The organism is Massilia sp. UBA6681 (assembly GCF_002454935.1).
Taxonomy (GTDB): domain Bacteria; phylum Pseudomonadota; class Gammaproteobacteria; order Burkholderiales; family Burkholderiaceae_D; genus Telluria; species Telluria varians.
This window is the reverse complement of record NZ_DKJX01000057.1, coordinates 1-26,091: the sequence shown is the minus strand read 5'-3', so window position 1 is coordinate 26,091 and position 26,091 is coordinate 1. Positions and strand designations below refer to the sequence as shown.

Below are 26,091 nucleotides of genomic sequence, written 5' to 3'. Positions count from 1 at the left end.
TCGGAAAACCTGCTGCGCGTTGCACTGGCGGTCTGCGATGCTCGCTGTACTACTCGTACAGCTGCGCTTCTCGACCACCATTGCTGCCGCTCGCGACGGTTTTTCGAGGTGTCAGTGTGCAAAAAAACCGAGCCGAGAAACCAAACGGTCGCAGCGGCTCGGCGGGCCCCGTACTGGGGAATGGACGAGTGTAACCCAGCTCGCCCGTCCCCGTCAGGGATTACTTTGCGTCTTTCACTTCCTTGAAGTCCGCATCCACGACGTCGTCCTGCTGCGGCTGCTGTTCGCCGCCGGCAGCCTGGGCGCCGCCCGCGCCGGCTGCGCCAGCCTGCTGCGCCTGCATGTCGGCGTACATCTTCTCGCCCAGCTTCTGGGCCGCTTCCGACAGGGCTGCCGTCTTGGCGTCGATGTCCGCCTTGTCGCCGCTCTTGATCGCACCTTCCAGGTCGGCGATCGCCGCTTCGATCTTTTCCTTCTCGCCGGCTTCGAGCTTGTCGCCGTATTCGGTCAGGGACTTGCGGGTCGAGTGCACCAGCGCGTCGCCCTGGTTGCGGGCTTCGGCCAATTCCTTGACCTTCTTGTCCTCTTCCGCGTTCAGCTCGGCATCCTTCACCATCTTCTGGATTTCGTCTTCCGACAGGCCCGAGTTGGCCTTGATGGTGATCTTGTTTTCCTTGCCGGTGGCCTTGTCCTTGGCGCCCACGTGCAGGATGCCGTTGGCGTCGATGTCGAAGGTCACTTCGATCTGCGGGGTGCCGCGTGCCGCCGGCGGGATGCCCTCGAGGTTGAACTCGCCCAGGCTCTTGTTGCCCGCTGCGATCTCACGCTCGCCCTGGTAGACCTTGATGGTCACGGCCGGCTGGTTGTCGTCGGCGGTCGAGAACACCTGCGAGAACTTGGTCGGGATCGTGGTGTTCTTGTGGATCATCTTGGTCATCACGCCGCCCAGGGTTTCGATACCCAGCGACAGCGGGGTCACGTCCAGCAGCAGCAGGTCCTTGCGCTCGCCCGACAGGACCGAGCCCTGGATGGCGGCGCCGACAGCGACGGCTTCGTCCGGATTGACGTCCTTGCGCGGATCCTTGCCGAAGAACTCCTTGACCTTTTCCTGCACCTTCGGCATGCGGGTCATGCCGCCGACCAGGATGATGTCGTCGATGTCGGAGACCTTGATGCCGGCATCCTTGATGGCGACGCGGCACGGCTCGATGGTCTTGGCGACCAGTTCCTCGACCAGGGCTTCCAGCTTGGCGCGGGTGATCTTCAGGTTCAGGTGGACCGGCGCGCCGTTCGCCATGGCGATGTAGGGCTCGTTGATCTCGGTCTGCTGCGCCGACGACAGTTCGATCTTGGCGCGCTCGGCCGACGCCTTGATGCGCTGCAGGGCGATCGGGTCCTTCGACAGGTCGAGGCCGTTGATCTTCTTGAACTCGTCGATGATGTAGTCGATGATGCGCTGGTCGAAGTCTTCGCCGCCCAGGAAGGTGTCGCCGTTGGTCGACAGCACTTCGAACTGCTTCTCGCCATCGACGTCGGCGATCTCGATGATCGAGACGTCGAAGGTGCCGCCGCCGAGGTCGTACACGGCGATCTTGCGGTCGCCCTTGTCGGTCTTGTCCAGGCCGAATGCCAGCGCGGCCGCGGTCGGTTCGTTGATGATGCGCTTGACGTCCAGGCCCGCGATGCGGCCGGCGTCCTTGGTCGCCTGGCGCTGCGAGTCGTTGAAGTAGGCCGGCACGGTGATGACCGCTTCGGTCACTTCTTCGCCGAGGTAGTCTTCGGCGGTCTTTTTCATCTTGCGCAGGACTTCAGCCGAGATCTGCGGCGGCGCCAGCTTCTTGTCGCGCACGCCGACCCAGGCGTCGCCGTTGTCGGCGGCCAGGATCTGGTAAGGCATCAGCGAGATGTCCTTCTGGACTTCCTTTTCCTGGAACTTGCGGCCGATCAGGCGCTTGACCGCGAACAGGGTGTTCTTCGGGTTGGTAACAGCCTGACGCTTGGCCGGCGCGCCGACGAGGATCTCGCCGTCTTCCTGGTAAGCGATGATCGACGGCGTGGTGCGCGCGCCTTCGGCGTTTTCGATGACTTTCGGCTGGCCATTTTCCATGATGGCGACGCAGGAGTTGGTGGTTCCCAGGTCAATACCGATGATCTTGCCCATGTTGTTTTCCTTTTGAATGCTGTAGTTTCGGATAGAGTCAATATTGGGAAATACCGCGCCCTTTCAAGAGCGCAGTATCCAGCTCCTGCTTACTTCGGCGCTGCCGCCGTCACGATGGCCGGACGCAGCAGGCGGTCGGCGATCATGTAGCCCTTCTGCAGCACGGCGACCACGGTATTGGCCTCCTGCTCGGACGGCACCACGGCCACGGCCTGGTGCTTGTTCGGGTCGAGCTTCTCGCCCGCCTGCGGCATCACTTCGACCAGGCGGTTCTTTTCGAACGCGGCGGTCAGCTGCTTGAGCGTCATTTCGACGCCTTCGCGGATCGATTCGACGGTCTGCGACTCGACCTTCAGCGCCATTTCCAGGCTGTCGCGCACCGGCACCATGGCCTCGGCGAAGCTTTCGATGGCGAATTTGTGGGCCTTGCTGACGTCTTCCTGGGCGCGGCGGCGGATGTTTTCCGCGTCGGCCTTGGCACGCATGAAGGCGTCGTGCATCTCGGCCAGCTTGGCTTCGGTGGCGCTGAGCTGGGCTTCCAGTTCGGACTGCACCGAGGTGTCGGCCGTCGGAGGCACGCCGGCCTGGCCGGCGCTGGCCTGGGCCGCCTCGTTCGCGCTAGCGGCGGTAGCGGCATCAGCCTGCTGCGGCGCGGCGCCGTTGCCCTGTGGGGACAGCTCTTGGTTTTCTTGGTCTTGCATCGAAAAAACTCCTAGAATCAAGGACTTGGCTGAGTTGGTAACGTGTCCTGCATCACACACAGGGCCCTACATGGGGCGATGTCCTACATTTTCAAGGGGCATTCCCGGTACACCTTATGAAAAAGTAGACATCATTTGTTACAAGATTTACGCTTTCCCTGAATCATTTCTCAATGAAAAGTCTTACGCTTCCTGACAAGCTTGCAGTAAACACCGCAAGCATCCGGGAGCAGACATCATGAGACTTCAACTGATCAGTGGCGCCGTCGTGCTGTACACCCTCGCGGTGCTGGCATGGCTGTGCTATGTCGGCATCAGTGCGGCGCCCTGGCATGCATAAACCGAGCCGTCTATTTTAACAGGTCGACAAGAAGCGGCTTTACGCGCCCAGCTGGGCCGCGTGCTGCGCGCCGACCTGGGCATCGCGGCGCTGGGCCGCGCGCTGGGCCGGCGTCAGGATGGTCGGCCAGCCGATCAGGTGCTGTTCGGCGATCTCGGCCATGCCGGTGATCCAGGCCGGCGACTCGTTCAGGCAGGGAATGTAGTGGTATTCCTTGCCGCCGGCGGCCTCGAAGTCGTGGCGCACTTCCATATTGATCTCTTCCAGGGTTTCCAGGCAGTCGCTGGTGAAGCCCGGGCAGATCACGTCGATCCGTTCCAGCCCCTGGCGCGCCAGTTCCTGCACCGTGGGCGCCGTGTAGGGCTGCAGCCACTCGGCCTTGCCGAAGCGTGACTGGAAGGTGACGATGTATTCGTCGGCGCCCATGCCCAGCGCCACCGCCAGCAGGCGCGCGGTCTTCTGGCATTCGCAGAAATACGGGTCGCCCAGCATCAGGGTGCGCTTGGGCGTGCCGTGGAAGCTCATCACCAGCTTCTGGCCGCGGCCGTGGGCTTCCCAATACGATTCCACCTGCACGCGCAGCGCCTCGATATAGCCTTCGTGGTCGTGGTAGTGGCGCACCAGGCGCAGCTCGGGGATATTGCGCACTTGCGCGTAGTGGGCATGGACGGCGTCCCATACCGAGGCGGTGGTGGTGCCCGAATACTGGGGATAGGCCGGCAGGACCACGATGCGCTGGCAGTGATCGGCCTGCAGGCGCGCCAGCACGTCGGACAGCGAAGGCGAGCCGTAGCGCATCGCCATCACCACCTTCACGCCTTCATGGCCGCGCTCGACAAGGGTCTTTTCCAGCAGCGCCGCCTGCTTCTGGGTATGCACCTTGAGCGGCGAGCCCTCCTTGGTCCAGATAGTGCGATACTTGGCGGCCGACTGGCCGGAACGGAAAGGCAGGATGAACAGGTTCAGGATGAACCACCAGATCCTGGCCGGGATCTCGACCACGCGCGGATCGGAAAGGAACTGCTTCAGGTAGCGGCGGACGGCCTTGCGGGTGGGTTCGTCCGGCGTACCCAGGTTGACCAGCACGATGGCGCTGGAGGGCACGGTACCGTGGGGGAAAGGCGGTTCGTTTCGAAAGGGCATGAGCGAAAGATATTGAAAGGACGCCCAATATTATAAGTGGCGTCCCATGGCCGGACGTGTCTACCGCGAACAACAGCGGGTCATCAGGTGCTGGTATGCAGGCGCACGTCGATGTTGTTGCGGGTGGCGTTCGAGTAGGGGCAGACCACGTGGGCCTTGTCGACCAGCTCCTTCAGCTGGGCCTCGTCCATGCCGGGCGCCTTGATGCTCAGGTCGACCTCGATGCCGAAGCCGGTCGGGATCGGGCCGATGCCGACGTCGCCGGTGACGGTCAGGTCGGGCGGCAGCGTCACTTTTTCCTTGCCGGCCACGAACTTGAGCGCGCCGAGGAAGCAGGCCGAATAGCCGGCCGCGAACAACTGTTCGGGATTGGTGCCCGAGCCGCCGCCACCGCCGAGTTCTTTCGGGGTGCTCAGCTTCAGGTCAAGCACATTGTCGGAACTTTTCGAGGTGCCTTCACGGCCGCCTTGCGAGGTGGCCTGGGCGCGGTACAGCACGTTGTCAATGCTCATTCGAATTTCTCCTGTGGTGGTCTGGACGTGTCCGCGGAGCGGAGCCTTGACTACTTTGCCACAGAATGGCGGAAGGGGCAGGACGGGAGTGCGGCGGCGCCATCGCCGGCCCATAGCTGTCCGGGCTGAAGCGCACGCTCAGCCCGGCCACCAGGCCGACACAGGCGAGGTGCCAGGACCATCCCGGAACATAGCTGGCGCTGAGTTCATGCAGCGCGGCGACGAGCCAGGGCGGCAGCGCGGCCAGGATGAATCCGCCGCCCTGCATGAGCGCCGTCAGCGCGCCTGCCTGCGCGGGATCGGGCAGATGGTCGAGCGCGACGCCCATCGACAGGGCGAACCAGCCGCCCAGGCCCGCACCGAGGATGGCCGCCAGGGCGTAAGGTGCCCAGCCGGGGGCCAGGGCGAGGCCGGTAAAACCGAGGGCCTGCATGCCCAGCGTGAGCCACAGCCAGGGCCGCCGGTCCGCTTGTTTTCTGGCGATGGCAGGCAGCGCCAGCGCCGCCAGCGCCTGCCCCGCCGCCAGGGTCGCCAGCAGGCCCGCGCTGGCGGCGGGGCTCCAGCCTTGCGCCTGATAGGCGGGCGCGAGCCATGCCACGACGGAGGAATAGCCGCCGTTGACCAGGCCGAAACAGGCCATGAGCAGCCAGGTCCGGGGACGCGCCAGCAGCGCCTGCGTCGTGCGGCGGCCGGGACGCGTGCGCGCATCGGCAGGCAGGGCCACCCGGGCCACCAGCACGGCAAGCAGGGCCGGCAGGGCAAAGCATGCCAGTCCCGCCGTCCAGCTACCGCTGGCCTCGGCGAGGACCGGGGACACCATGGCGCCGAGGGCGCCGCCTCCCATCAGCATGGCCGAATACAGCCCCATCACGGGCCCGGTGTGGCGCGGGAAGGCGCGCTTGATCATCCCTGGAAAGACGGCCTGCACGAGCGCCACGCCCGCGCCGATCAGGGCGGCGGTGGCGACCAGGGCGGCGCCCGATCCGGCCAGCAGGCGCAGGGCGCAGCCGCCGCAGATGGCGGCCAGGGCGAACAGCACCGCGCGGCGCGCGCCCATGGCGCTTTCCAGCGCCGGCGCGGCGAACGCCAGGATGCCCATCAGCAGCATCGGAACCAGGGTCAGCAGCGCCATGCCCTGCAGGCCCAGCCCTGTGTGGCGATGGATGCTGGAAGCGAGCGGCCCGATGCCGGTGATGAAGGGCCGCAGGTTGATCCCGACCAGCACCACGGCCGCGATCGGCATTAGCCGGCGTACTGCGCCCGGGCTAATGGTGTTGCTGCCAGTGCGCGTACAGGTCCGGCTCGCCGTCGAGGCGGAGCGGCAGGTGCCGGATCCGCATGGCCTGCTGGTCGGCGGGCCTGGCCAGGTCGGCGTAGACCGCGGCCGTGGACAGGCCGAAGGGGTCGGCGTCCTGGTTGGAATAGGCATAGGTCACCGCCGCGATCCCGGCCATGCGCATCGCTCCCATGCACATGGAACAAGGATGCCCACTGGCATAGACGGTACAGCCTTCCAGGCTGGCCGAGTCGAGAATGCGGCTGGCGGCGCAGATGGCCAGCAGTTCGGCATGCGCCGTGGGATCCTTGGTGCCGACGACCTCGTTGACCGCCTGCGCGATCACCTTGCCGTCCTTGACGATGAGCGCACCGAAGGGACGTCCGCCCCGTTCGACATTGGCGTAGGCCAGCGCGATGGCTTGCCGGAGAAAGTCCGTGTCCTGGTTCATGTGCTTTTCCTTTCAAAAGCTCAGCGCCCGCCGGCGGCGCGCAAGACGCTTTCGATCTTGCGGTAGCCGCGGGCGCGCGCATGCTGCAGGGGTGTGATGCCGTTGCGATCTGCAATGTTGGGATCGGCGCCCGCTTCGAGCAGGATGGCCACGATCCGCCGGTGGCGTTCGCCCTCCCCGCCCAGGATGATGGCTTCCAACAGGGCGGTCCATCCCAGCTTGTTGACATGGTCTACCGCCACGCCGGCCTCGACCAGGGTTTTCACCGTATCGACGTGGCCGCGCTCGGCCGCCGGAATCAGGGCCGTTCCGCCATAGCGGTTGGTGCTGCGCAGATCGGCGCCGTGCGCCAGCGTCATCTTCAGGATGTCGAGATACCCGTGGGCGCCGGCATACAGATAGGGACTGTCGTTGATCTGGTCCTTGGCATTGACGTCGGCGCCGGCCTCGATGAGCACCCGAGCAGCGGCGGCCTGGTCCGCCCTGGTCGCGGCCAGCAAGGCGGTCGCGCCGGACGCGTCGCGCGCGTCGATCCTGGCGCCTTCACGCAGCAGCCGCTCGATGGCCGCGACGTCGCCGCGCGCGGCGGCGGCATGCAGCGGATGGGCGGGCATGGGCTGCGCCGAACAGGCTTGCATGCCCACAAGCATGGTGCTTGCGCAGAAAGTGGGAATGATTGACTTGGTCATGTCGGCTCCGAATTGATCGGCCAAGCATAAACCCCTCGCGCATTATTTTGAAATTAAATTAAATCATCAAAATTATTAAAATCCTGCATGGTAGGATACCTACTCCACCATGAACCGGGCAGGAAAATGTTCGATCTACGCTTGTTGCGTGCCTTTGTGACCATTGTCGATGCGGGCAGCTTTACCGCAGCAGCCGACCGCCTGCACATGACGCAATCCACCATCAGCCAGCAGATCGCCCGGCTGGAAGAGTCGGTCGGCCAGCCGCTGGTGGACCGCTCGGCCCGGCCGGTACGCGCGAGCGCCGCCGGCGAGCGGCTGCTGGGGTATGCGCGGCGCATCCTGCTGCTCGAGGGCGAAGCGCAGGCGGCCCTCGCCGACCCGGCCGGCGCAAGACCGGTACGCATCGGCCTGCCCGAGGACGTCTTCGACGGCAGGATGGCCTCGGCCTTGCAGGCGCTGGCCGGCCAGGATCGCTCGATCCGGCTCGACATCACGACGGGCCTGAGCCGCAGCCTGGCGGAGGCTTACCGGGGCGGCGAATTCGATATCGTCGTGGTCAAGGAAGCGGCGGCAAGCGCCGATTGCCTCGCGACGTTTCCGGAACCGATGGCCTGGTTCGAAGGCGAAGACAGCACGCAGCCATGGCCCGACCCGATTCCGCTGGTCGTCTTTCCACCGGGCGGGCTGTATCGCGAGGCCATGTTCGAGCGCATCGAGCGCGAGCGCCGGCGCTGGTATATCGCGTTCTCGGGCAGCAGCCTGCAAAGCATCCTGGTCGGCCTGGAAGGCGGCCTTGGACTATCCCTGCTTCCCGTGCAGGCGGCCAGGGGACGGCGCCTGCGCATCCATGCTCCCTTCGGCACGGCGCCGCCCATGGCTGTCTCCATCTACACCTGGGACAAGGGCGGGCTGGTGTCCGAACTGGCCAGGGCGATGGCGGAGGTGCTCGACAAGCGGTGAATGCCGCATCAAGCTGCGGGCCTCAGGAAGCCAGCAGCTCCCTGGCGTGCTTGCGCGTGGTTTCCGTGATTTCGATCCCGCCCAGCATGCGCGCCACTTCTTCCACCCGCGCCCGGGTGTCGAGCACGTCGATGCGCGAGACCGTGCGGCCCTCGATCGTGGCGCCCTTGGCCACCTGGAAGTGCTGGTTGGCCTGGCTCGCCACCTGCGGCAGGTGGGTCACGCACAGCACCTGGCGCTGCTGGCCCAGGCGCTTGAGCAGGCGCCCCACCACCTCGGCCACGCCGCCGCCGATGCCGGTATCGACCTCGTCGAAGATCAGGGTCGGCGTGGTGGTGGCGTGCGCGGTGATCACGGCGATGGCCAGCGAGATGCGCGCCAGTTCGCCGCCCGATGCCACCTTGGCCAGCGGCCGCGCCGCCACCCCGAGATGGCCGGCCACCAGGAATTCGACCTGCTCGAGGCCGTGCGCGCCCGGTTCGCCGGGGTTGAGCGCCACCTCGAAGCGGCCGCCGCTCATGCTCAGTTCCTGCATCGCGCTGGTGACGCCCTTGCCCAGCTCCACGGCCGCCTGCTGGCGCCGTTTCGACAGGCCCTCGGCCACCTTCATGTAGGCCGCCCTGGCCTTTTCTTCCTGCTTGCGCAAGCCTTCCAGGTCGCTGGCGTCGGCCAGCTGGCGCAGCCTGGTGGCCAGCGCGGCATGTTCCTCGTGCAGTTCTTCGGGCGTCACGTGGTACTTGCGCGCGGCGCCGTGCAGCGCTTCCATGCGCGCGTCCACTTCGCGCAGGCGGCCCGGGTCGAGTTCGACCTTGTCGATGTAGTTGTTCAGCGCGTACACGGCTTCCTGCAGCTGGATGCGCGCCGGTTCCATGCAGTCGAGCACTTCCTGCAGCTGCGCGTCGACGTCGACCAACTTGCCCAGCTTGGCGTTGAGCGAGGACAGCTGCGACAGGATCGGATGGTCGGCTTCCGAGATGGCCTGCAGCGCTTCCTGCGCGCCTTCGAGCAGGCTGGCGGCATGCGACAGGCGGCTGTGCTCGTTGCTGATCTCGGCCCATTCGCCGGCCTTCGGCGCCAGCTTGTCGAGCTCGCTCACCTGCCACTCCAGGCGCTCGCGTTCGAGCAGCACCTTGCGTGCATCGTTCTCGAATTCCTCGCGCTGGCGCACCAGCGCGCGCCAGGCTTTATAGGCGCTCGCGGTGGCCTGCACCTCTTCGCTGGCGGCCGGGTCGCGCACGGCGATCTGGTTGTCGAGCAGGGCGCGCTGGGCGTCAAGCTTGAGCAGCGACTGGTGCGCATGCTGGCCGTGGATGTCGACCAGCATGTCGCCCAGCTCGCGCAGCTGCGCGGCGGTGGCACTGATGCCGTTGATCCAGGCCTTGGAGCGGCCGGCGTTGTCGATCACGCGGCGCATCAGGGCCACGCCTTCCTCGGTCGGGAATTCGTTGGACAGCAGCCACGCGGAGGCCGTGGGCGTCAGCGCGAATTCGGCGGTGATGTCGGCCTTGGCCGCGCCTTCGCGCACCATGCTTGCGTCGCCGCGTCCGCCCAGCGCCAGTTGCAGCGCGTCGATCAGGATCGACTTGCCGGCGCCGGTCTCGCCGGTGAACACCGTGAAGCCATGCGCGAACTCGAGTTCGATGGCGTCGACAATGACGAAATCACGGATGGTAAGTGTGCGCAGCATGAAAAATCGGGTCTCCTGTTTTTGCTCTGCTTGTGACGGGATTACGTCAATTTGCCTTCGTTGGTCGGGTATTCGTTCCAGTGCAGCTTTTCGCGCAGCGTGTGGTAATAGCTCCAGTCGCGCGGATGCAGGAAGGTGATCGTGTGCGGCGAGCGCGAGATGACGATGCGGTCGCCCAGCTGCAGGCTGGTGAAGGTCTGCATGTCGAAGTTGACGCTGATGTCGCGCCCCGCCACCAGCTCGACCACGATCTCGCTGGAATCGGGCACGACGATCGGCCGGTTCGACAGCGCGTGCGGCGCGATCGGCACCAGCACGATGCCCCGCACTTTCGGGTGCAGCAGCGGCCCGCCGGCCGACAGCGCGTAGGCGGTCGAGCCGGTGGGCGTCGAGATGATCAGGCCGTCCGCCCGCTGGTTGTACATGAATTCGCCATCCACGATGAGCTTGAGCTCGACCATGCCGGCGCCGGTGCCGCGCGCCACCACCACGTCGTTGAAGGCGACGCTGCAGAAGATCTCCTCGCCGTCGCGCACCACGCGCGCTTCCAGCAGGGTGCGCTCGCCGCTGCGGGCCTGGCCCTGCAGGATCTCGTGCAGGGCCGGCACCATGCGCTCGAGCGGGATGTCGGTAATGAAGCCCAGCCGGCCCGAGTTGATGCCGATGAGCGGAATGTCGTACTTGGCGAGCTGGCGCGCGATGCCGAGCATGGTGCCGTCGCCGCCCATGACCACCGCGTAGCTGCCCTGCTCGCCGATCTCGGCCACCGTCATGGCCTCGATGCCTTCGATACCGAGGTAGGCCGCGGTGTCGGTCTCGAACACCACCCGGTAGCCTTCCTTGGCCAGGAACTCGGTGAGCTGCCGGGCCGGCTCCTCGATGCCGGGGGTATTTTGCCGCACCACGAGCGCGATGATTTGTTGCTTTTCAGGCGTCACAGGCATGGTTCCAGGGCGGTTGGGTCGGGACTACGGAGATTAACCGATTATCCCTGCGTCTGCTATATCGGTGCCCTGCGGGCGCTCGCAAATGACTGTACAAATAAACAGTATAACGGGCGCCCCGCGCTTCCGGCAAGATCAGATCAAGAGCCCGAGCGCCACCGCCAGCGACACCGTCATGATCAGGGTGAACAGGTGCAGCACCATCAGGACCATCCAGCGCAGCGCCGTCACGATCCGCCCGCCGCCGAACACGCGCCGCATCGCGGTCGGCAGGTAGAACACCAGCCAGGCCAGCAGCACGACGCGGACGAAGTTCCAGCCGTCCGCCAGCATGAACAGGCTCAGCATCAGGAAGGCGAAGGCATTGCTGTGCAGGGCGAACAGGAAGTGCTCGCCGTAGCGCCGCCCCGAGCCGAGGTAGAGCAGCTTCAGGTAGAGCGCGAACACCGGCATCATCAGGAAGATCGCGTAGGGCGTGTAGCTGAAGAACACGCGCTTGGCCGTGTCGTTGCGTTCCTTGGGCGACAGGGCGAAGAAGCGCTCGGCGCCCTGCTCCAGCCGGGGATTGACCTGGCCCAGCATATGCTGGAGATTGCGCTGGATTCCCTTGGCATCCTCGGCTTCCTCCGCCCGCTTTTCCTTCTCGGCGGCCGGTGCGCTCACGACCGCCGGACTCTCGCTGCGCCCGCCGATGTTGATGATTTCCACGCCGCTCATCTTGAACAGTGCGAAGAAGATGATGCTGAAGGTGAGGTACAGGCGCAGCGGCTCGATGTAGCGCACCCTGCGGCCTTCGATGTACTCGCGGCTCAGGAAGCCCGGCTTGAACAGCAGCAGCTTCAGCGAGCGCCACAGCTTGCCCTCGAGCGCCACGTAGTGGGCGATGAACTCGTGCAGGAATTCGCGCGCGCTCGGCACGTGCAGGTGGGTCGCCTGGCCGCACTGGTGGCAGTAGTTGCCGGCAATAGCGGCGTCGCAGTTCTTGCAAAAGGCGGCGTGCTGGTGGGTGTCGAGGGCGTGGGCAGTCACGATACAGGTTCCGCAGTATTGTCCAAGCTGCCATGTTAACGGGTTAGTTGCAAAAAAGCATCTCTCATTGTCATGCCGCCGGCGCCAATTGCGCGACTGCTTCGGCAGGCGGCGGCTACGATGAGGGTTAACTGGATTACAAGGAGGCCCATATGGTGACCGAAACCAAAGACCGCTTCGTCAACACGAAGGCACCGATCGAGAACGATGGCGTCAAGCGCCAGCCGCACGAGCGCGACGAAAGCCCGGACGCGCAGGACCAGGAACCGCGCGGCATCATGGAGCAGGCCGCGTCGGACATGGCGCAAGGCCTGGTGAACACCGACATGTACGGCACCAATCCCGACGGCCTGGAAAACGCCGTCGACCCGGCGCCGGGCGCCACTGGCCAGGCCAAGCCCCAGCCGGACAACAACGATTCGATGCGCCGGCACGACACCACCAACGACAAAGCCGACAAGAACAACCTGTAAGGAGAAACGATGACCATCAAACGCAATGGCAGCGCCGTCTGGAGCGGCGGCCTGAAGGACGGCAAGGGTGCGATCTCGACCGCGAGCGGCGTGCTCAAGGACACCCAGTACGGCTTCAACACCCGCTTCGAGGACGGTCCCGGCACCAACCCGGAAGAACTGATCGGCGCGGCCCATGCAGGCTGCTTCACGATGGCGCTGTCCGGCCAACTCGGCCAGGCCGGCCTGACGGCCCAGGAACTGCGCACCACCGCCACCGTCTCGATGGAAAAGGTCGAAGGCGGCTTCTCGATCACCGCGGTGCACCTCGACCTGGTGGCCAGGATCCCGGGCGCCAGCCAGGAAGCCTTCGACAAGGCGGCCAACACGGCCAAGGAAAACTGCCCGGTGTCGAAGCTGCTGAACGCGGACATCACGATGACGTCGCGACTGGAGAACTAAGGCACTGCCGGATGCTGCCATCGCGAGGCAGCGTCCGGCAGAAATCGCGCCCAGCGCATAAAATGGCCGCTTTCCGTTTCACCAGAAGGACACCCCCATGCGCATCCTCCACACCATGCTCCGCGTCGGCGACCTGCAGCGTTCCATCGACTTCTACACCAAGGTGCTCGGCATGAAGCTGCTGCGCACCAGCGACAATCCCGAGTACAAGTACAAGCTCGCCTTCCTCGGCTACGGCAGCAACCCGGACCACGCCGAGCTCGAGCTGACCTACAACTACGGCGTCGGCAGCTACGACATGGGGACGGCCTACGGCCACATCGCCATCTCGGCCGAAGACATCTACGCCACCTGCGACGGCGTGCGCGCCGCGGGCGGCAACATCACCCGCGAGCCGGGCCCGGTCAAGGGCGGCACCACCGTGATCGCCTTCATCACCGACCCGGACGGCTACAAGGTCGAGCTCATCGAGCGCAAGGACAATGCAACCGGTGCCGGCCTGAGCAGCTAAGCTCTTCCTTCCTCAGCAGGACCGGCGCGGCGCTGCTACAATCGCCGGGCCTGCTTTTCAGGCATCAACTTAAATTACGTCTTCGGGGCGGGGTGCAATTCCCCACCGGCGGTATGAGCCTGCAAGGGCTCGAGCCCGCGAGCGCCTGCGCAAGCAGGGTCAGCAGACCTGGTGAGAGGCCAGGGCCGACGGTATAGTCCGGATGAAAGAAGATGTGCGCTGCCACGCGCTGTCCTCGCTGCTTTTCGCAGCCGGGCCGGCGCGCGCTTTGCTTTGCCCTGATGCGTTTTTCGCCAACTTACTGCGAGGAGCGTTTCACATGTTAGTCACCACCACCTATTCCCTCACCAGCACCGACCTGGAAGGCCGCATCGCCGCCGCCCTGGACGCCGTGCGCAACGGGATTCCCGTCATCCTGCTCGACGATTTCGACCGCGAGAACGAAGCCGACCTGATCGTCGCGGCCGACAAGCTCAGCGTCGAGACGATGGCGCTGATGATCCGCGAATGCAGCGGCATCGTATGCCTGTGTCTCTCCGCAGACAAGGTGCGCACGCTCGCATTGCCGCCGATGGCGGCGGAGAACGGCAGCCGCTACGGCACGCCCTTCACCGTGTCGATCGAGGCGCGTCATGGCGTCACGACCGGCGTGTCGGCGGCGGACCGCGTCACCACCATCCGTGCGGCGATCGCAGCCGATGCGAAGCCGGATGACCTGGTGCGGCCGGGCCACGTGTTCCCCTTGCGCGCCACGCCGGGCGGCGTGCTGGCGCGCGCCGGGCATACCGAGGGCTCGGTCGACCTGGCGACCATGGCGGGCCTGCAGCCGGCGGCCGTGCTGTGCGAGCTGATGAATCCGGACGGGACGATGATGCGCGGAGAGCAGATCGAGCACTTCGCCGCCTTGCACGGCTTCCCGATCCTGACGATTGCGGAGATGATCGAATGGCGTAAGCGCCCCTGATCGCATGGGGTGATGGTCCGCTGGACTATCACCCATCATGGCATTACGCCAGCGGATCGATGGCGAAAGCCGGCATGCGCGCGTTGTTCTTGGCGCACTCGAGGAACTTGTCGCTAGTTGCCAGCGCCTCGTTGATGGTCACGTCCATGTCGAGGTAGCGGTAGGTGCCGAGACGGCCCACGAAGGTCACGTTCGGCTCCTCGCGCGCCACGTTCACGTAGCGTTCGAGCTGCTCCTTGTCGCGCGCCTGGCGGATCGGGTAGTACGGGATGTCCTTCTCTTCGCACTGGCGGCTGTACTCTTTGTACATCAGCGTCTTCTCGTGCTTTTCCCACGGCGAGAAGTGCTTGTGCTCGGTGATGCGGGTGTACGGCTGGGCATTGTCGCAGTAGTTGATGACGGCATTGCCCTGGTAGTCGCCGGTGTCGCGGAACACTTCGAAGTCCAGCGTGCGGTACGGCAGGCGGCCTTCGGAATGCTTGAACCAGGCGTCGATCGGGCCGCTGTAGAACACGTGCTCGTAATCGCCCTTGTTGGCCGGGTCGAACCTGGTGTTCAGGTGCAGGGTGATGCCCGGCACGTCCATGATCTTTTCCACCAGCGCGGTGTAGCCGTCTTCCGGCATGCCCTGGTACTTGTGGGCGAAATAATTGTCGTCGTAGTTGAAGCGCACCGGCAAGCGCTTGAGGATGCTGGCCGGCAGTTCGGTCGGCTGCATGCCCCACTGCTTGACCGTATAGGTCTTGAAGAAGGCTTCGTACAGCTCGCGGCCGACGAAACGCAGGGCCTGATCCTCGAAGGTCACCGGGTTCTCGATCGACTTGTCGCCGAGCGAAGCCAGGAATTCCTGGGCCTCGGCCGGACGGAAGGTCTTGCCGAAGAACTGGTTGATGGTGAGCAGGTTGATCGGCAGCGTGTAGACGGCGCCGTTGGTGATCGCCTTGACGCGGTTCACGTAGGGCATGAAGCGGCTGTAGCGGTTGACGAATTCCCAGACCCGCTCGATATCGGTGTGGAAGATGTGCGGCCCGTAGACGTGCACCATGACGCCGGTTTCGGCATCACGCTCCGAATGGCAGTTGCCCGCGATGTGGGGGCGCGATTCGAAGATCTCGACCTTGTACCCAGCTTGTGCCAGCTGGTTGGCAATGACGGCCCCGGAAAAACCGGCGCCGACAATCGCGATGTTCTTTTGCATGTTGTTTTTCCTTAGGGAAGAGCTGAAGAAACAAGAATCCTGGCTGCGGCACTCTTGGCAGGCAGGCTCTTCTGGCCTGCCATGAAAAGGCGCATTAACGTTGCCAGTTTATCAGCTTTGTAAAAAAATCCCCCTCGGCGCAACTTGTCGTGCGTCAACTATTAATTTGCAGAATCAATGAGTTAGCATAAGGCCAAAAAACAAAAACCCGGACCTTGCGGCCCGGGTTTTCACATTTCTCGGCAGCGCGAGGCTGCGCGGCGATTACTTTTCCAGCAGGTTGTTCACGGCAGCCAGGTCCGACTCGCGCAGCGAGCCCGCGGCCGCCTTCAGGCGCAGGCCGTTCAGGATGGTGTTGTAGCGCGCCTGGGACAGGTCGGTGCGGGTCTGGTACAGCTGGCGCTGCGCGTTCAGCACGTCGATGTTGATGCGCACGCCGACCTGGTAGCCCAGCTTGTTCGACTCCAGGGCCGACTGGCTCGACACTTCCGCCGCTTCCAGCGCCTTGACCTGGGCCATGCCGCTGTTCACGCCGAGGTAGGCCTGGCGCGCCTGCAGGGCGGCCTGGCGGCGCGTCGCTTCCAGGTCGTTGCGGGCCTTGTCTTCCAGCGCGATGGTTTCGCGCACGCGGCTGGTGACGGCGAAGCCGTTGAAGATCGGCACGCTGAACTGCACGCCGATACCGTTGTTGGTACTGGTGCCAGAAGCACCGGGGGTGCCGCCGTGGACCTTGGTACGCTGGTTGCTGGCCAACAGGTCCAGGGTCGGATAGTGGCCGGCGCGGGTCTTCGAGATCTCGCGCTTGGCCAGTTCCACCTGCAGCTCCGACACGGCCACGCCGTAGTTCTGGGTTTCGGCCGACGACACCCATGGGTCGGGATTCGCGGGCGACGGCGCGGTCAGGGTGATGCCGCTCTTGAGCGGCGCCAGGCTGTTCGGCGCCGTGCCGATGATGGCCTGCAGCGCATTGCGCTTGTTGTCGAGGTCGTTCACCGCCGCGAATTCCTGGGCGATCACCAGGTCATACGCCGCCTGCGCTTCGTGGGTATCGGTGATGGTCTGGGTGCCGACTTCGAAGTTACGCTTGGCCGATGCCAGCTGCTCGGTCACCGCGGTCTTCTGGGCGCGGGTCGATTCCAGCTTGTCCTGGGCCGCCAGCACGTCGAAGTAGGCTTGCGCCACACGGGTGATCAGGTCTTGCTGGGCCTGGGCGAACTGCGCGTCGGAGACGGCCTGCTGCAGCTTGCTCTGCTGGTAGGTTTCCCAGCGATCCCAGCGGAACAGCGGCTGCGTCAGCAGCAGCGTGTAGGTGCTGGTGCGCAGGTTCGAGCCGTCTCCGGCCACGATGGTTTGCCTGCCGGTGAGCGGATCGGTGACGGTGGTTCCTTCGTTGAACGGCGACGCGTCGCGGTCGTTCTTGATGCTGCTGCCGGTGATGCCCACGGTCGGGAGAAGTCCTGCGCGCCCCTGCGGAATCCGCTCCCGCCCGGCAGCCGCCGACGCACGCGCACTTGCATAGGCCGCATCGTTGGCGAGTGCCTGCTGGTACACCTGGAGCAGGTCCGCCGCGCTGGCGTTCAGCGAAAAGACGGCGCCGGCAACCAGCACGGCAAGAAAGGATTTGCGCAGGGGTTTCTGCATTACATTCTCCACAGGAGTCATCAATAGTTAGGAATCAAGTCAGTACTTCGGCATCGAAGGGTCGACCTGTACGGCCCAGGCGTGTATGCCGCCCGTCAAATTCGTTACGTTGTCAAATCCGTTCCGTTCGAGGAAGGCAGCGACCTGCATGCTGCGCGCCCCATGGTGGCAGATGCACACGATTTCTCGGTCATCTGGCAGTTCGCCGGCCCGGATCGGCACCAGGTGCATCGGGATCTGGGTCGAGCCTGCGATGTGGCAGGTCTCGAATTCCCAGTTCTCGCGCACGTCCAGCAGGAGTGGCTGCTCGGCTGCCCCGTCGGCAAGCCGGGCCGCCAGCTCCGGTGCGGTCATGTGCTGCATCGCGGCCTCAGAACTGGAAGCGCGACGGCGCCTGCGCGCCGGTCAGCGGCTTGACGATGGTCTCGAACAGCTTGACCGTGTCGTAGCCGGTTTCCGACGTGCGGGTGATGATGTTGAAGCTCATCGCCGGCGCCTCGCCCAGGATCGCGCCGATGCGGCCACCCACCTTCACCTGCTTGAGCAGCGCTTCCGGCAGCACCGGCAGACCGCCCGACACCAGGATCACGTCGTAGGGCGCGCCCTTGTCCCAGCCGCCGGCGCCATTGCCTTCTTCGACCGTCACGTTGGTGACGCCGGCACGGGCCAGGTTTTCCTGCGCCAGCTTCACGGCTTCCGGCTGGATTTCCACGGTGGTCACGTGGCGCGCCTTGTGCGCCAGCAGTGCCGCCATGTAGCCCGAACCGGTGCCGATTTCGAGGACGTTCTCATGCTTCTTGACCGCCAGTTCCTGCACGATGCGCGCTTCGACCTTCGGGTTGAACATCGCTTCACTGCCCGGCAGCGGGATCTCGACGTCGGCAAACGCCAGGTTCTGGTACGCGGCCGGCACGAACTGTTCGCGCTTGACCACGTGCAGCAGGTCCAGCACGTCCTGGTCAAGCACGTTCCACGGGCGGATCTGCTGTTCGATCATGTTGAAGCGGGCTTGTTCGATATTCATCTGAGTTCTCGATGGAAAAATAAATAATCCGATATTTTATCGTTGAACGGCCTCAGGACGCACATCTTAGCGATGGGCTGCCCGGACCGGGGGAAATTGCGACAGTCTGCAGTTTGGAGGGGTTGAACGCCGAAAAAGCGGCGTAATGGCGCAAATGGCAACTCAGGCACTGCGGGGGAGGAGGCCGTGCAAAGTGAGGTCGAGCAGGTTCTCGAGGAAGGCCTGGGGCTGCAGCTCGCCATCCTCGCAAGGGGCCACGGCCGAGTGCCGCCACACGTTGAGCATCATCATCGGTGCGATCAGCACCTGGGTCATCTGCAGGATGTCGACATTGCGGAACTCGCCCCGGCTGACGCCGCGCTCGACGATGCTCGAAATCATGTGGACAGTGCGGCTCATGACCTCGTCCCGGTAGAACTGCGCCAGATCCGGGAAATTGACGGCTTCGGCGAGCATCAGCTTGCCCAGGCCCGAGGCCTTGCTCTGGCCGATCTGGCGCGACCAGTTCATCACCACGTCGCGCAGCAGGTCGCCACTATGGCCATGGAACTCGGCGACCGAGGATTCGGCCTTGCCCAGGAAAGGAAGGATGCTCTCGCGCACCACGGCCTTGAACAGTTCTTCCTTGTTCGTATAGTAGAGATACAGCGTACCCTTGGAGACACCGGCGCGGCGCGCCACGTCTTCCAGACGGGTGGCGGCGAAGCCGCGTTCGACGAACAGATCAATTGCGGCAGCAAGGAGCTCCTGCGGACGGGCCTCCTTCCGGCGTTCCCACCGCGGCTTGCTGTCGATTGGACATTCCATGTTTCTGCCTAGAAACCAAATGAACAACCATAGAATATAGACGCGGCTTGTCAGGCAGTCAAGCAATCCTTACCAAAACTGTCAATATAAACAGGTATTTACGTGATTTCATGCTTTCATGAAGGTCCGTAAATGCGCCCGTTTGCTCGCGATGCATACAAGGCGCCATCCGGGTTGCGCGGCGGTGCGTCCTGCTGCTGGCGCGGCACCTGGAATACCGACAGGCGGTCGGTCAGGCCGGGGACGATCTTTTCCATCAGCACGTCGATCTCGGCCATCATGCCGACCCGCACCGTGCGCATCGGCACCACGGCCGCATGCAGGATGGCGGCAGCCACCTCGTGCGGGTCGACCTGGGGCGACGGCAGCTTCGGTTCGCAGTCCATGTAATTGCGGGCATGCTGGGGCAGTGGCGTGTCGACGGCGGTCGGCTCGATCAGCGTGATCGACACCGGCGCCCCGTCCATGTGCTCGACCTCGATGCGCAGCGCATCGGTAAACCCTTTCACCGCGTGCTTGCTGGCCGAATACATGCCCTGCATCGGGATCGCTACCTCGGAGGCTTCGCTGCCGAGGTTGATCAGGGCGCCGCCCTGGCGCGCGAGGTGCGGCAGCGCCACCAGCGAGCCATGCACCATGCCCCAGAAATTGATGTCGAACAGGCGCCGGCTGTCTTCCTCGGATACCTGGTCGAGGCGGCCGTAGATGGTGCCGCCGGCATTGTTGATCCAGGTATCGATGCGGCCGTAGCGCTCGATCGCGACCTGCGCGATACGCTCGACCTGGGCGCGCTCGGCGACGTCGGCCACCACCGCAATGGCATCGAAGCCGTTCTCGACCAGCCCCTGCACGACCGCCTCGAGCACGTCGGCCCCGCGCGCGGCCAGCACCAGCTTGGCGCCCTGCTTGCCCGCTTCCTGCGCGGTGGCCAGGCCGATGCCGCTCGAGGCGCCGGTGATCACGACGACCTGGCGGTTCAGGGGTTTGAGGGGACTGGACATGGGGCCTCCTGCTTGTGCTGTGGGATGACAACAACGTAGCAGGAAACCGGCGGGCGACGCGCCCGCCATGAGCGCCGCGGCGCTATACTGCTGCCCTTCCTTGTGTCCTTCCCTCCACCATGCAGTGTAGAAGCAACTGCGGCGCCTGCTGCACCGCGCCCTCGATCACCAGCCCGATTCCGGGCATGCCCGACGGCAAGCCGGCCGGCGTGCGCTGCGTGCAGCTGGGCGAGGACAATCGCTGCCTGATCTTCGGCCGGCCCGAGCGACCGGCTTTCTGCGGCGGGCTGCAGCCATCAAGGGAAATGTGCGGGGACAGCCGCGAGCAGGCGATCCGCTGGCTGGATGAACTGGAGCGTGCGACCGCACCCTAGGTCGTTTTGCTGGAATCGTCTTGTTCGGGCATGACCAGCCCGATGCGTTTTTTCTTCTTCTTGATCACGGTCGCATGCTCGACCGCCGGCTTGGTGGCCGGCGGCGGCGCGACGGGCAGTGGAAAGCCGAGGAAGGCCATCACGAAAAAGATCGGCAGCAAACATAGAACAGCGGCCGTCTCCAGTTCAGTTTCTGTTTGAGCATTGCCTCAACATATCGCTGAGATAGCAAAAGACAAGCCTGAGGGCAGCGGTATGCGCTCTTCCTAAAGCAATAGCTTCTTGTCGAGAAACTTTACATTTTCACAAATGCAAAGCGCGGGTCTTACTTACTTCTCTCTAAAACATATTGTTGGCATGCAAATTGCATATCACTCCGGGGTTGTAAAAGGAAGTTAACTACCCATGGGAGAGACAAATGAAAAATATACTGAAAGCCTCGATTGCCGCCCTGCTGTTGACCACGACGATCTCCAGCGCTAGCGCTGCGGTCGTTCAATTGGGTTCGATTAGCAGGACCTATGGCAGCAGCGCATCGACGCCAGCCAGCATGCCGGCTGGCTCCTGCGACACGCTCAATACCAATTCCGTCACCGTCAAGGACGGGAGTAACTGCCAGCGCTTCTATGACATCTTTGATTTCAGTTCGCTCAACTATGAGAGCCTCGACCGGCTTGAACTGACCCTGAGTTTTGGAGCGACCAATGCCTTGACCGAACTGTGGCGTGTCAGGTTTGCCGACTCGGCGACCCACGGCAGCAATACCAAGCAAACGATGGATCGCAAGACGGGCCCTGTGTCGCAAACATTCACACTACGGCCGAGCCAGGCAGATGTGTTCAGCCAGATCGCCGCAAACAAGCAGCTGTTCCTGTGGTTCTCGGAAGAGGGTCTTGGCCCGCATAATTTCACGCTGTACTCGGCCAAACTCGATGTGTACGGCACTGCCGTGCCCGAGCCCGCCAGCATGGCCCTGTTTGGTATTGCCCTCGGCGGACTGGGGCTGGTGCGCCGTCGCAAACCGCACTGACCGGGCAGGTATGCCGAAAAAGCGAAGCGGGAACGCTTCGCTTTTTTATTGTGCATTGCTCAGGCTGCAGCGCTCTTGCCGCGCGCCTGCTGCACGCGCTGGAACAGCCCGCCCAGCGTCATCCCTTCGTGCCAGATGTCGTCGAGCCGCAGGCCGTAGCGCTCGCGCAGCGCCTTCGCCAGCGTCTCGAATTCCTGCGCGTCCGGCAGCCAGCGCGTCGGGTTCACCTCGCGGTAGATGCCGAGCACTTCGTCGTCGGGACGGAAGTGCAGCCGCTCGCTTTCGCGAAAGGAAAAGGATGACACGAAGACGGACAGGAAATCGCGGATGTCCTTCCGCGATGCGGTAGGGAAGGTATTGCGCCAGGCCCGGCCCTGGCAGGGACGGTAACGCAGGGAGTTGGGGCTTTGCCAACCGTGGAATGCCGCCCAGGCGAGCGCAGCAAGGATCAGGACAACAAAGATACTCATGCGGTTGAGTCAGGAATACGCATGCGGTCCAGTGTAGCACGCGTTCGGGCTGGCGGCGCACGGAAGAATTTTGCCGTCATGGCGATGAGCTAACCCTGCGGCAACCTCGGCGCGGTACAATCTTGCACCGGACACAGCGGGCGACGTCGCCTGTTGCAATCATGTTAAGCTTCGGCCCCGCCGTACCTTCCACGGGATATCCCGACAGCATCCGCATTCAGCCGCTCTCACACTAACGCATTCATGGACATTCTTCTCGCCGTCAAGGCGATCATCATGGGCCTGGTCGAAGGCTTCACCGAGTTCCTTCCGATTTCCTCCACCGGCCACCTGATCCTCATGGGCAGCCTGCTCGACTTCACCGGCCCGAAGTCGGTCGTGTTCAAGATCGTGATCCAGGCCGGCGCCATGCTGGCGGTGGTCTGGGAATACCGCGAGCGCATCGCCCGCGTCCTCAAGGGGCTGGGGGCGGACCCGGTCCAGCAGCGCTTCGCGCGCAATGTCGTGATCGCCTTCTTCCCGGCCGCCATTGCCGGCGTGCTGTTCAGCTCGACGATCACGGAACTGCTGTTCCATCCGGTGCCGGTGGCGATCGCCCTGGTCATCGGCGGCGTCCTGATCCTGTATGTGGAGCGGCGCAACCGCCTGCGCCCGACGGCGGCGCGCGTGGAGACGGTCGAGGACATGAGCGCGCTCGACGCGCTCAAGGTCGGCCTGGCCCAGTCCTTCGCCCTGATCCCCGGCACCAGCCGCTCCGGCTCGACCATCATCGGCGGCATGCTGTTCGGCCTGTCGCGCAAGGCGGCCACCGAATTCTCCTTCTTCCTCGCCATGCCGACCATGCTGGGCGCCACGGTATACTCCGTGTACAAGGAGCGCGCGCTGCTGTCGGCCGCCGACCTTCCGTTGTTCGGCCTGGGATTCTTTTCCGCCTTCCTCGCGGCCTTCCTGTGCGTACGCTGGCTGCTGCGCTATATCAGCTCGCACGACTTCACGATCTTCGCCTGGTACCGTATCGTATTCGGTATCCTGGTCCTCGTGACCGCCCATTTCGGCCTGGTGACCTGGGCTGAATAAACAGTAAGCAGAGTATGACAAGCGAAATCGGCGCGCGCGCCCTCCACGTTCTCGAAACGGTCTTCGGCTATCCCGCTTTCCGCGGGCAGCAGGCCGACATCGTCGAGCACGTGGCCAGCGGCGGCGACGCACTCGTCCTGATGCCCACCGGCGGCGGCAAGTCGCTGTGCTACCAGATCCCGGCCTTGCTGCGCGAGGGGGTGGGCGTGGTCGTCTCGCCGCTGATCGCGCTGATGCAGGACCAGGTCGACGCCCTCGAAGAAGTCGGCGTGCGCGCGGCCTTCCTGAACTCCACCCAGACCTTCGAGGAAACCCTGCGCATCGAGCGCCTGGTGCGCAGCGGCGAGATCGACCTCGTCTACGTGGCGCCCGAGCGCCTGCTGACGCAGCGCTGCCTGGAACTGTTCGACGTCTCGCCGATCTCGCTGTTCGCCATCGACGAGGCGCACTGCGTGTCGCAATGGGGCCACGACTTCCGCCCGGAATACATCCGGCTGTCGGTCCTGCACGAGCGCTACCCGGGCATTCCGCGCATCGCCCTCACCGCGACCGCCGACCTGCAAACCCGCGAGGAAATCGCGCACCGCCTGCAGCTCGACGACGCACGCAAGTTCGTCTCGTCCTTCGACCGCCCGAACATCCGCTACTCCATCGTCGAAAAGACCACCGGCCGCAAGCAGCTGCTCGATTTCATCAGCAGCGAGCACCCGCAGGATTCCGGCATCGTCTACTGCCTGTCGCGTAAAAAGGTCGAGGAAACCGCCGACTTCCTGAACGAGCACGGTATTCGCGCCCTGCCCTACCATGCCGGCATGGAGTACAGCCAGCGCGCCGCGAACCAGTCCCGGTTCTTGCGTGAAGACAACATCACGATGGTCGCGACCATTGCCTTCGGCATGGGCATCGACAAGCCCGACGTGCGCTACGTCTGCCACCTCGACCTGCCCAAGAGCCTCGAGGGTTATTACCAGGAGACCGGCCGCGCCGGCCGCGACGGCCTGCCGGCCAGCGCCTGGATGGCCTACGGCTTGCAGGATGTGGTGCTGCAGCGCCGGATGATCGACGAATCCGAGGCCGACGAAACCTTCAAGCGCGTGCTGTCGATGAAGCTCGACGCCATGCTCGGCCTGTGCGAAACGCTGTCCTGCCGGCGCATGCGCCTGCTCGACTACTTCGGCGAGCGCTCCGGCCCCTGCGGCAACTGCGACACCTGCCTGATCCCGCCGATCCAGGTCGACGGCACGGTGCCGATGCAAAAGCTGCTGTCGGCCATCTACCGCGTCGACCAGCGCTTCGCCGCCGGCCACGTGATCGACGTGCTGCGCGGCGCGCAGACCGAGCGCATCAGCCAGTGGCACCACGACAAGCTCACCGTCTACGGCGTCGGCGCCGACCGCTCCGAGCAGGAATGGCGCGCCATCGTGCGCCAGGCGATCGCGCTCGGCTTCGTCACCGTGGACCACGACGCCTTCAGCTCGCTCAAGCTGACCGACGCCGCGCGCCCGGTGCTCAAGGGCGAGCAGAAAGTGCAGCTGCGCCAGTACCAAAAACCCGTCAAGGCCAAGCGGCCTTCGTCGCGCGCTGCCGGCAGCTACGAGGAACTGGAACTGTCGCGCTCCGAGCAGGCCATCTTCGAGCGCCTGCGCACCTGGCGCATGGGCACCGCGCGCGAGCACGGCGTGCCGGCCTATGTGGTGTTCCAGGACGCGACCCTGCGCGAGATCGCCAAGGTCAAGCCGGGCTCGCTGGACGCGCTGCGCGGCGTGTCCGGGGTCGGCGAGAAGAAGCTGGTGTCCTACGGCGACGAAATCGTCGCCATCATCAACGAGATGATGTAGAGACACCATGGCCCTCCCCACTCCTACCAGCACCACCGCGGCCCCCGACAAGGATGGCGCCCAGGCCGCCGTGCCGCAGAACGCGGCCAGCCTGCAGACCTTCGTCTTCGCGCTGTTCTTCGTCTTCGGCGGCATCACCAGCCTGAACGACGTCATCATCCCCAAGCTGAAGGACCTGTTCACGCTCAGCTACGCCCAGGCGATGCTGGTGCAGTCGGCCTTCTTCGCCGCCTACTTCTTCGTCTCGATCCCGGCCGCCGCCATCGTGCAGCGCCTCGGCTACATGCGCACCGCCGTGGTCGGCCTGGTCACGATGGCCCTGGGCTGCCTGCTGTTCATCCCGGCGTCCTACTCGGGCGTGTTCGCCACCTTCCTGCTGGCGCTGTTCGTGCTGGCCTCGGGCATCACCATCGTGCAGGTGGTCGCCAATCCCCTGATCTCGATGCTGGGCAAGCCGCAAACGGCCTCCAGCCGCCTGACCTTCGCCCAGGCTTTCAATTCGCTCGGCACCACCGTGTTCCCCTATGTCGGCGCGATCCTGATCCTGGGCTCGCTGGCGACGGTCGATGTCTCGACCCTGAGCGGCGCGGCGCTCGACGCCTTCCGCCAGGAAGAGACCCGGGTGGTGGTGAACACCTACATCGGCCTGGCGATCGCGCTGGCCCTGCTGGGCGGCGCGGTGTGGATGAACCGCCACAAGCTGGTGGAGACGACGGCGCCCTCGGAAAACATCCTGCACGCGTTCGATCTGCTCAGGCAGCCGCGTTTCGCGCTGGGCGCGCTGTGCATCTTCCTGTACGTCGGCGCCGAGGTGGCGATCGGCTCGATCATCGTGAACTACCTGATGGAATCCCACGTGCTGGGCCTGAGCGCAGAGGCGGCGGGCAAGCACGTGCCGCTGTACTGGGGCGGCGCCATGGTGGGACGCTTCATCGGCGCCGCGCTGCTGCGCATGTTCTCTCCCGGGAAAGTGCTGGCCTGTGCCGCCACGGTGACGATCGGCTTGCTGCTGGTGTCCGCGAACAGCACCGGCGCGGTGTCGGGCTGGTCGCTGCTGGCCATCGGCCTGTTCAACTCGATCATGTTCCCGACCATCTTCACCTTGGCCTGCGAAGGACTGGGCAAGCGTACGGCGGAAGGCTCGGGCGTGATCTGCGTGGCGATCGTGGGCGGCGCCGTCGTGCCCCTGCTCATGGGTCATACGGCTGACGTGGCCGGCCTGAAGATGTCGCTGGTCGTGCCGGCGGTGTGCTATGCGGTGATCGTGTACTTCGGACTGTACGCGCGGCGAGCGCATCGCGCATGAAAAAACGCGCCCTTCGGCGTAATGCCGTTCAGTTAAGGTA

27 protein-coding genes, 1 pseudogene and 1 riboswitch are annotated in these 26,091 nt (G+C 64.6%); of the genes and pseudogenes, 10 read left to right on the top strand and 18 right to left on the bottom strand.

Annotated elements, in window-relative coordinates; all coding sequences use genetic code 11:
• Positions 1 to 220 precede the first annotated feature (220 nt).
• The 7 genes from dnaK to B2R83_RS09645 all read right to left on the bottom strand — a co-directional run bounded on the left by dnaK (position 221) and on the right by B2R83_RS09645 (position 7,273).
• Positions 221 to 2,161 (bottom strand): molecular chaperone DnaK, encoded by a 1,941-nt coding sequence (gene dnaK / locus B2R83_RS09675; RefSeq protein WP_292040533.1) that lies wholly within the window; start codon positions 2,159 to 2,161, stop codon positions 221 to 223.
• 89 nt (positions 2,162 to 2,250) lie between these two features.
• A complete protein-coding gene (grpE, locus tag B2R83_RS09670) occupies positions 2,251 to 2,862 on the bottom strand; it encodes a nucleotide exchange factor GrpE (RefSeq protein WP_292040531.1) in 612 nt (203 codons plus the stop codon).
• Positions 2,863 to 3,241: 379 nt separating this feature from the next.
• A complete protein-coding gene (hemH, locus tag B2R83_RS09665) occupies positions 3,242 to 4,345 on the bottom strand; it encodes a ferrochelatase (RefSeq protein WP_036213317.1) in 1,104 nt (367 codons plus the stop codon).
• 83 nt (positions 4,346 to 4,428) lie between these two features.
• Entirely contained in the window at positions 4,429 to 4,857 is a 429-nt protein-coding gene (locus tag B2R83_RS09660; RefSeq protein WP_036213320.1) for an organic hydroperoxide resistance protein, read from the bottom strand.
• Positions 4,847 to 6,100: a cyanate transporter gene (locus B2R83_RS09655; protein ID WP_292040528.1), complete on the bottom strand. Its 1,254-nt coding sequence runs from the start codon at positions 6,098 to 6,100 to the stop codon at positions 4,847 to 4,849. Before B2R83_RS09655 ends, B2R83_RS09660 begins: the two co-directional genes overlap by 11 nt.
• 22 nt (positions 6,101 to 6,122) lie before the next feature.
• Positions 6,123 to 6,584 (bottom strand): nucleoside deaminase, encoded by a 462-nt coding sequence (locus B2R83_RS09650; RefSeq protein ID WP_292040526.1) that lies wholly within the window; start codon positions 6,582 to 6,584, stop codon positions 6,123 to 6,125.
• Between the two features lie 20 nt (positions 6,585 to 6,604).
• On the bottom strand, positions 6,605 to 7,273 hold the full coding sequence (locus B2R83_RS09645; RefSeq protein WP_414674386.1) for an ankyrin repeat domain-containing protein: 669 nt from the start codon (positions 7,271 to 7,273) through the stop codon (positions 6,605 to 6,607).
• 126 nt (positions 7,274 to 7,399) lie between these two features.
• Between B2R83_RS09645 and B2R83_RS09640 the strand changes: the two genes are divergently transcribed.
• Positions 7,400 to 8,236 carry a LysR family transcriptional regulator gene (locus B2R83_RS09640; RefSeq protein ID WP_292040524.1) on the top strand — a complete coding sequence of 279 codons (837 nt, stop codon included), beginning with the start codon at positions 7,400 to 7,402 and terminating at the stop codon, positions 8,234 to 8,236.
• A 22-nt stretch (positions 8,237 to 8,258) separates the two neighbouring features.
• Here the strand turns inward: B2R83_RS09640 and recN are convergent, their stop codons facing one another.
• The 3 genes from recN to B2R83_RS09625 all read right to left on the bottom strand — a co-directional run bounded on the left by recN (position 8,259) and on the right by B2R83_RS09625 (position 11,896).
• Positions 8,259 to 9,923: a DNA repair protein RecN gene (recN, locus tag B2R83_RS09635; protein WP_292040522.1), complete on the bottom strand. Its 1,665-nt coding sequence runs from the start codon at positions 9,921 to 9,923 to the stop codon at positions 8,259 to 8,261.
• Between the two features lie 41 nt (positions 9,924 to 9,964).
• Entirely contained in the window at positions 9,965 to 10,867 is a 903-nt protein-coding gene (locus tag B2R83_RS09630; RefSeq protein WP_292040519.1) for an NAD kinase, read from the bottom strand.
• A gap of 135 nt (positions 10,868 to 11,002) precedes the next feature.
• A complete protein-coding gene (locus B2R83_RS09625; RefSeq protein WP_292040517.1) occupies positions 11,003 to 11,896 on the bottom strand; it encodes a DUF3667 domain-containing protein in 894 nt (297 codons plus the stop codon).
• A gap of 152 nt (positions 11,897 to 12,048) precedes the next feature.
• On the opposite strand from B2R83_RS09625, the gene B2R83_RS09620 reads away from it, so the two are divergent.
• From B2R83_RS09620 to ribB, 4 genes are all read left to right on the top strand, one after another.
• Positions 12,049 to 12,369 carry a hypothetical protein gene (locus B2R83_RS09620; protein WP_036213335.1) on the top strand — a complete coding sequence of 107 codons (321 nt, stop codon included), beginning with the start codon at positions 12,049 to 12,051 and terminating at the stop codon, positions 12,367 to 12,369.
• Between the two features lie 9 nt (positions 12,370 to 12,378).
• Entirely contained in the window at positions 12,379 to 12,810 is a 432-nt protein-coding gene (locus B2R83_RS09615; RefSeq protein ID WP_292040513.1) for an OsmC family protein, read from the top strand.
• A gap of 97 nt (positions 12,811 to 12,907) precedes the next feature.
• On the top strand, positions 12,908 to 13,321 hold the full coding sequence (gene gloA / locus B2R83_RS09610) for a lactoylglutathione lyase (RefSeq protein ID WP_292040511.1): 414 nt from the start codon (positions 12,908 to 12,910) through the stop codon (positions 13,319 to 13,321).
• A gap of 74 nt (positions 13,322 to 13,395) precedes the next feature.
• Positions 13,396 to 13,539: riboswitch (FMN riboswitch) on the top strand.
• A 101-nt stretch (positions 13,540 to 13,640) separates the two neighbouring features.
• Positions 13,641 to 14,285: a 3,4-dihydroxy-2-butanone-4-phosphate synthase gene (ribB, locus tag B2R83_RS09605; RefSeq protein WP_292040509.1), complete on the top strand. Its 645-nt coding sequence runs from the start codon at positions 13,641 to 13,643 to the stop codon at positions 14,283 to 14,285.
• A gap of 43 nt (positions 14,286 to 14,328) precedes the next feature.
• Here ribB and glf read toward each other — a convergent pair.
• From glf to B2R83_RS09575, 6 genes and pseudogenes are all read right to left on the bottom strand, one after another.
• Positions 14,329 to 15,492: pseudogene (glf, locus tag B2R83_RS09600) on the bottom strand (UDP-galactopyranose mutase); the annotation flags it as partial.
• 255 nt (positions 15,493 to 15,747) lie between these two features.
• The gene (locus B2R83_RS09595; protein WP_292040505.1) at positions 15,748 to 17,124 is read right to left on the bottom strand and encodes a TolC family outer membrane protein; all 1,377 of its coding nucleotides are present in this window, start codon (positions 17,122 to 17,124) and stop codon (positions 15,748 to 15,750) included.
• Between the two features lie 39 nt (positions 17,125 to 17,163).
• Positions 17,164 to 17,487, bottom strand: a complete 324-nt coding sequence (locus B2R83_RS09590; protein ID WP_027866563.1) for a rhodanese-like domain-containing protein — start codon at positions 17,485 to 17,487, stop codon at positions 17,164 to 17,166.
• 7 nt (positions 17,488 to 17,494) lie between these two features.
• Positions 17,495 to 18,148, bottom strand: a complete 654-nt coding sequence (locus tag B2R83_RS09585; protein WP_209587148.1) for a protein-L-isoaspartate O-methyltransferase family protein — start codon at positions 18,146 to 18,148, stop codon at positions 17,495 to 17,497.
• 162 nt (positions 18,149 to 18,310) lie between these two features.
• Positions 18,311 to 18,955: a TetR/AcrR family transcriptional regulator gene (locus tag B2R83_RS09580; protein WP_292040501.1), complete on the bottom strand. Its 645-nt coding sequence runs from the start codon at positions 18,953 to 18,955 to the stop codon at positions 18,311 to 18,313.
• Between the two features lie 116 nt (positions 18,956 to 19,071).
• Entirely contained in the window at positions 19,072 to 19,956 is an 885-nt protein-coding gene (locus B2R83_RS09575) for an SDR family oxidoreductase (RefSeq protein ID WP_292040499.1), read from the bottom strand.
• Positions 19,957 to 20,075: 119 nt separating this feature from the next.
• Here B2R83_RS09575 and B2R83_RS09570 point away from each other — a divergent pair, with 119 nt between their 5' ends.
• Complete coding sequence (locus B2R83_RS09570; protein WP_209587145.1) at positions 20,076 to 20,330, top strand: YkgJ family cysteine cluster protein; 255 nt, start codon at positions 20,076 to 20,078, stop codon at positions 20,328 to 20,330.
• Here B2R83_RS09570 and B2R83_RS09565 read toward each other — a convergent pair.
• Positions 20,327 to 20,473, bottom strand: a complete 147-nt coding sequence (locus tag B2R83_RS09565; RefSeq protein WP_292040496.1) for a hypothetical protein — start codon at positions 20,471 to 20,473, stop codon at positions 20,327 to 20,329. The two genes, B2R83_RS09570 and B2R83_RS09565, sit on opposite strands and share 4 nt — an antisense overlap.
• 275 nt (positions 20,474 to 20,748) lie before the next feature.
• On the opposite strand from B2R83_RS09565, the gene B2R83_RS09560 reads away from it, so the two are divergent.
• On the top strand, positions 20,749 to 21,360 hold the full coding sequence (locus tag B2R83_RS09560; RefSeq protein ID WP_292040491.1) for a PEP-CTERM sorting domain-containing protein: 612 nt from the start codon (positions 20,749 to 20,751) through the stop codon (positions 21,358 to 21,360).
• A 59-nt stretch (positions 21,361 to 21,419) separates the two neighbouring features.
• On the opposite strand, the gene B2R83_RS09555 is transcribed toward B2R83_RS09560, so the two are convergent.
• Complete coding sequence (locus tag B2R83_RS09555; protein ID WP_209587143.1) at positions 21,420 to 21,830, bottom strand: hypothetical protein; 411 nt, start codon at positions 21,828 to 21,830, stop codon at positions 21,420 to 21,422.
• A gap of 243 nt (positions 21,831 to 22,073) precedes the next feature.
• Between B2R83_RS09555 and B2R83_RS09550 the strand changes: the two genes are divergently transcribed.
• From B2R83_RS09550 to B2R83_RS09540, 3 genes are read left to right on the top strand one after another with little or no spacing between them, the layout of a single operon-like run.
• On the top strand, positions 22,074 to 22,907 hold the full coding sequence (locus tag B2R83_RS09550) for an undecaprenyl-diphosphate phosphatase (protein WP_292040486.1): 834 nt from the start codon (positions 22,074 to 22,076) through the stop codon (positions 22,905 to 22,907).
• A gap of 14 nt (positions 22,908 to 22,921) precedes the next feature.
• Entirely contained in the window at positions 22,922 to 24,745 is a 1,824-nt protein-coding gene (gene recQ / locus B2R83_RS09545; protein ID WP_036213361.1) for a DNA helicase RecQ, read from the top strand.
• A 7-nt stretch (positions 24,746 to 24,752) separates the two neighbouring features.
• Positions 24,753 to 26,051 (top strand): sugar MFS transporter, encoded by a 1,299-nt coding sequence (locus B2R83_RS09540; RefSeq protein WP_292040482.1) that lies wholly within the window; start codon positions 24,753 to 24,755, stop codon positions 26,049 to 26,051.
• The last annotated feature ends 40 nt before the right edge of the window (positions 26,052 to 26,091 follow it).

Coding starts and splice junctions, on each gene's coding strand:
- dnaK (WP_292040533.1), bottom strand. CDS start 2,161: ATGGGCAAGATCATCGGTATTGACCTGGGAACCACCAACTCCTGCGTC.
- grpE (WP_292040531.1), bottom strand. CDS start 2,862: ATGCAAGACCAAGAAAACCAAGAGCTGTCCCCACAGGGCAACGGCGCC.
- hemH (WP_036213317.1), bottom strand. CDS start 4,345: ATGCCCTTTCGAAACGAACCGCCTTTCCCCCACGGTACCGTGCCCTCC.
- B2R83_RS09660 (WP_036213320.1), bottom strand. CDS start 4,857: ATGAGCATTGACAACGTGCTGTACCGCGCCCAGGCCACCTCGCAAGGC.
- B2R83_RS09655 (WP_292040528.1), bottom strand. CDS start 6,100: ATGCCGATCGCGGCCGTGGTGCTGGTCGGGATCAACCTGCGGCCCTTC.
- B2R83_RS09650 (WP_292040526.1), bottom strand. CDS start 6,584: ATGAACCAGGACACGGACTTTCTCCGGCAAGCCATCGCGCTGGCCTAC.
- B2R83_RS09645 (WP_414674386.1), bottom strand. CDS start 7,273: ATGACCAAGTCAATCATTCCCACTTTCTGCGCAAGCACCATGCTTGTG.
- B2R83_RS09640 (WP_292040524.1), top strand. CDS start 7,400: ATGTTCGATCTACGCTTGTTGCGTGCCTTTGTGACCATTGTCGATGCG.
- recN (WP_292040522.1), bottom strand. CDS start 9,923: ATGCTGCGCACACTTACCATCCGTGATTTCGTCATTGTCGACGCCATC.
- B2R83_RS09630 (WP_292040519.1), bottom strand. CDS start 10,867: ATGCCTGTGACGCCTGAAAAGCAACAAATCATCGCGCTCGTGGTGCGG.
- B2R83_RS09620 (WP_036213335.1), top strand. CDS start 12,049: ATGGTGACCGAAACCAAAGACCGCTTCGTCAACACGAAGGCACCGATC.
- B2R83_RS09615 (WP_292040513.1), top strand. CDS start 12,379: ATGACCATCAAACGCAATGGCAGCGCCGTCTGGAGCGGCGGCCTGAAG.
- gloA (WP_292040511.1), top strand. CDS start 12,908: ATGCGCATCCTCCACACCATGCTCCGCGTCGGCGACCTGCAGCGTTCC.
- ribB (WP_292040509.1), top strand. CDS start 13,641: ATGTTAGTCACCACCACCTATTCCCTCACCAGCACCGACCTGGAAGGC.
- B2R83_RS09595 (WP_292040505.1), bottom strand. CDS start 17,124: ATGCAGAAACCCCTGCGCAAATCCTTTCTTGCCGTGCTGGTTGCCGGC.
- B2R83_RS09590 (WP_027866563.1), bottom strand. CDS start 17,487: ATGCAGCACATGACCGCACCGGAGCTGGCGGCCCGGCTTGCCGACGGG.
- B2R83_RS09585 (WP_209587148.1), bottom strand. CDS start 18,148: ATGAATATCGAACAAGCCCGCTTCAACATGATCGAACAGCAGATCCGC.
- B2R83_RS09580 (WP_292040501.1), bottom strand. CDS start 18,955: ATGGAATGTCCAATCGACAGCAAGCCGCGGTGGGAACGCCGGAAGGAG.
- B2R83_RS09575 (WP_292040499.1), bottom strand. CDS start 19,956: ATGTCCAGTCCCCTCAAACCCCTGAACCGCCAGGTCGTCGTGATCACC.
- B2R83_RS09570 (WP_209587145.1), top strand. CDS start 20,076: ATGCAGTGTAGAAGCAACTGCGGCGCCTGCTGCACCGCGCCCTCGATC.
- B2R83_RS09560 (WP_292040491.1), top strand. CDS start 20,749: ATGAAAAATATACTGAAAGCCTCGATTGCCGCCCTGCTGTTGACCACG.
- B2R83_RS09555 (WP_209587143.1), bottom strand. CDS start 21,830: ATGAGTATCTTTGTTGTCCTGATCCTTGCTGCGCTCGCCTGGGCGGCA.
- B2R83_RS09550 (WP_292040486.1), top strand. CDS start 22,074: ATGGACATTCTTCTCGCCGTCAAGGCGATCATCATGGGCCTGGTCGAA.
- recQ (WP_036213361.1), top strand. CDS start 22,922: ATGACAAGCGAAATCGGCGCGCGCGCCCTCCACGTTCTCGAAACGGTC.
- B2R83_RS09540 (WP_292040482.1), top strand. CDS start 24,753: ATGGCCCTCCCCACTCCTACCAGCACCACCGCGGCCCCCGACAAGGAT.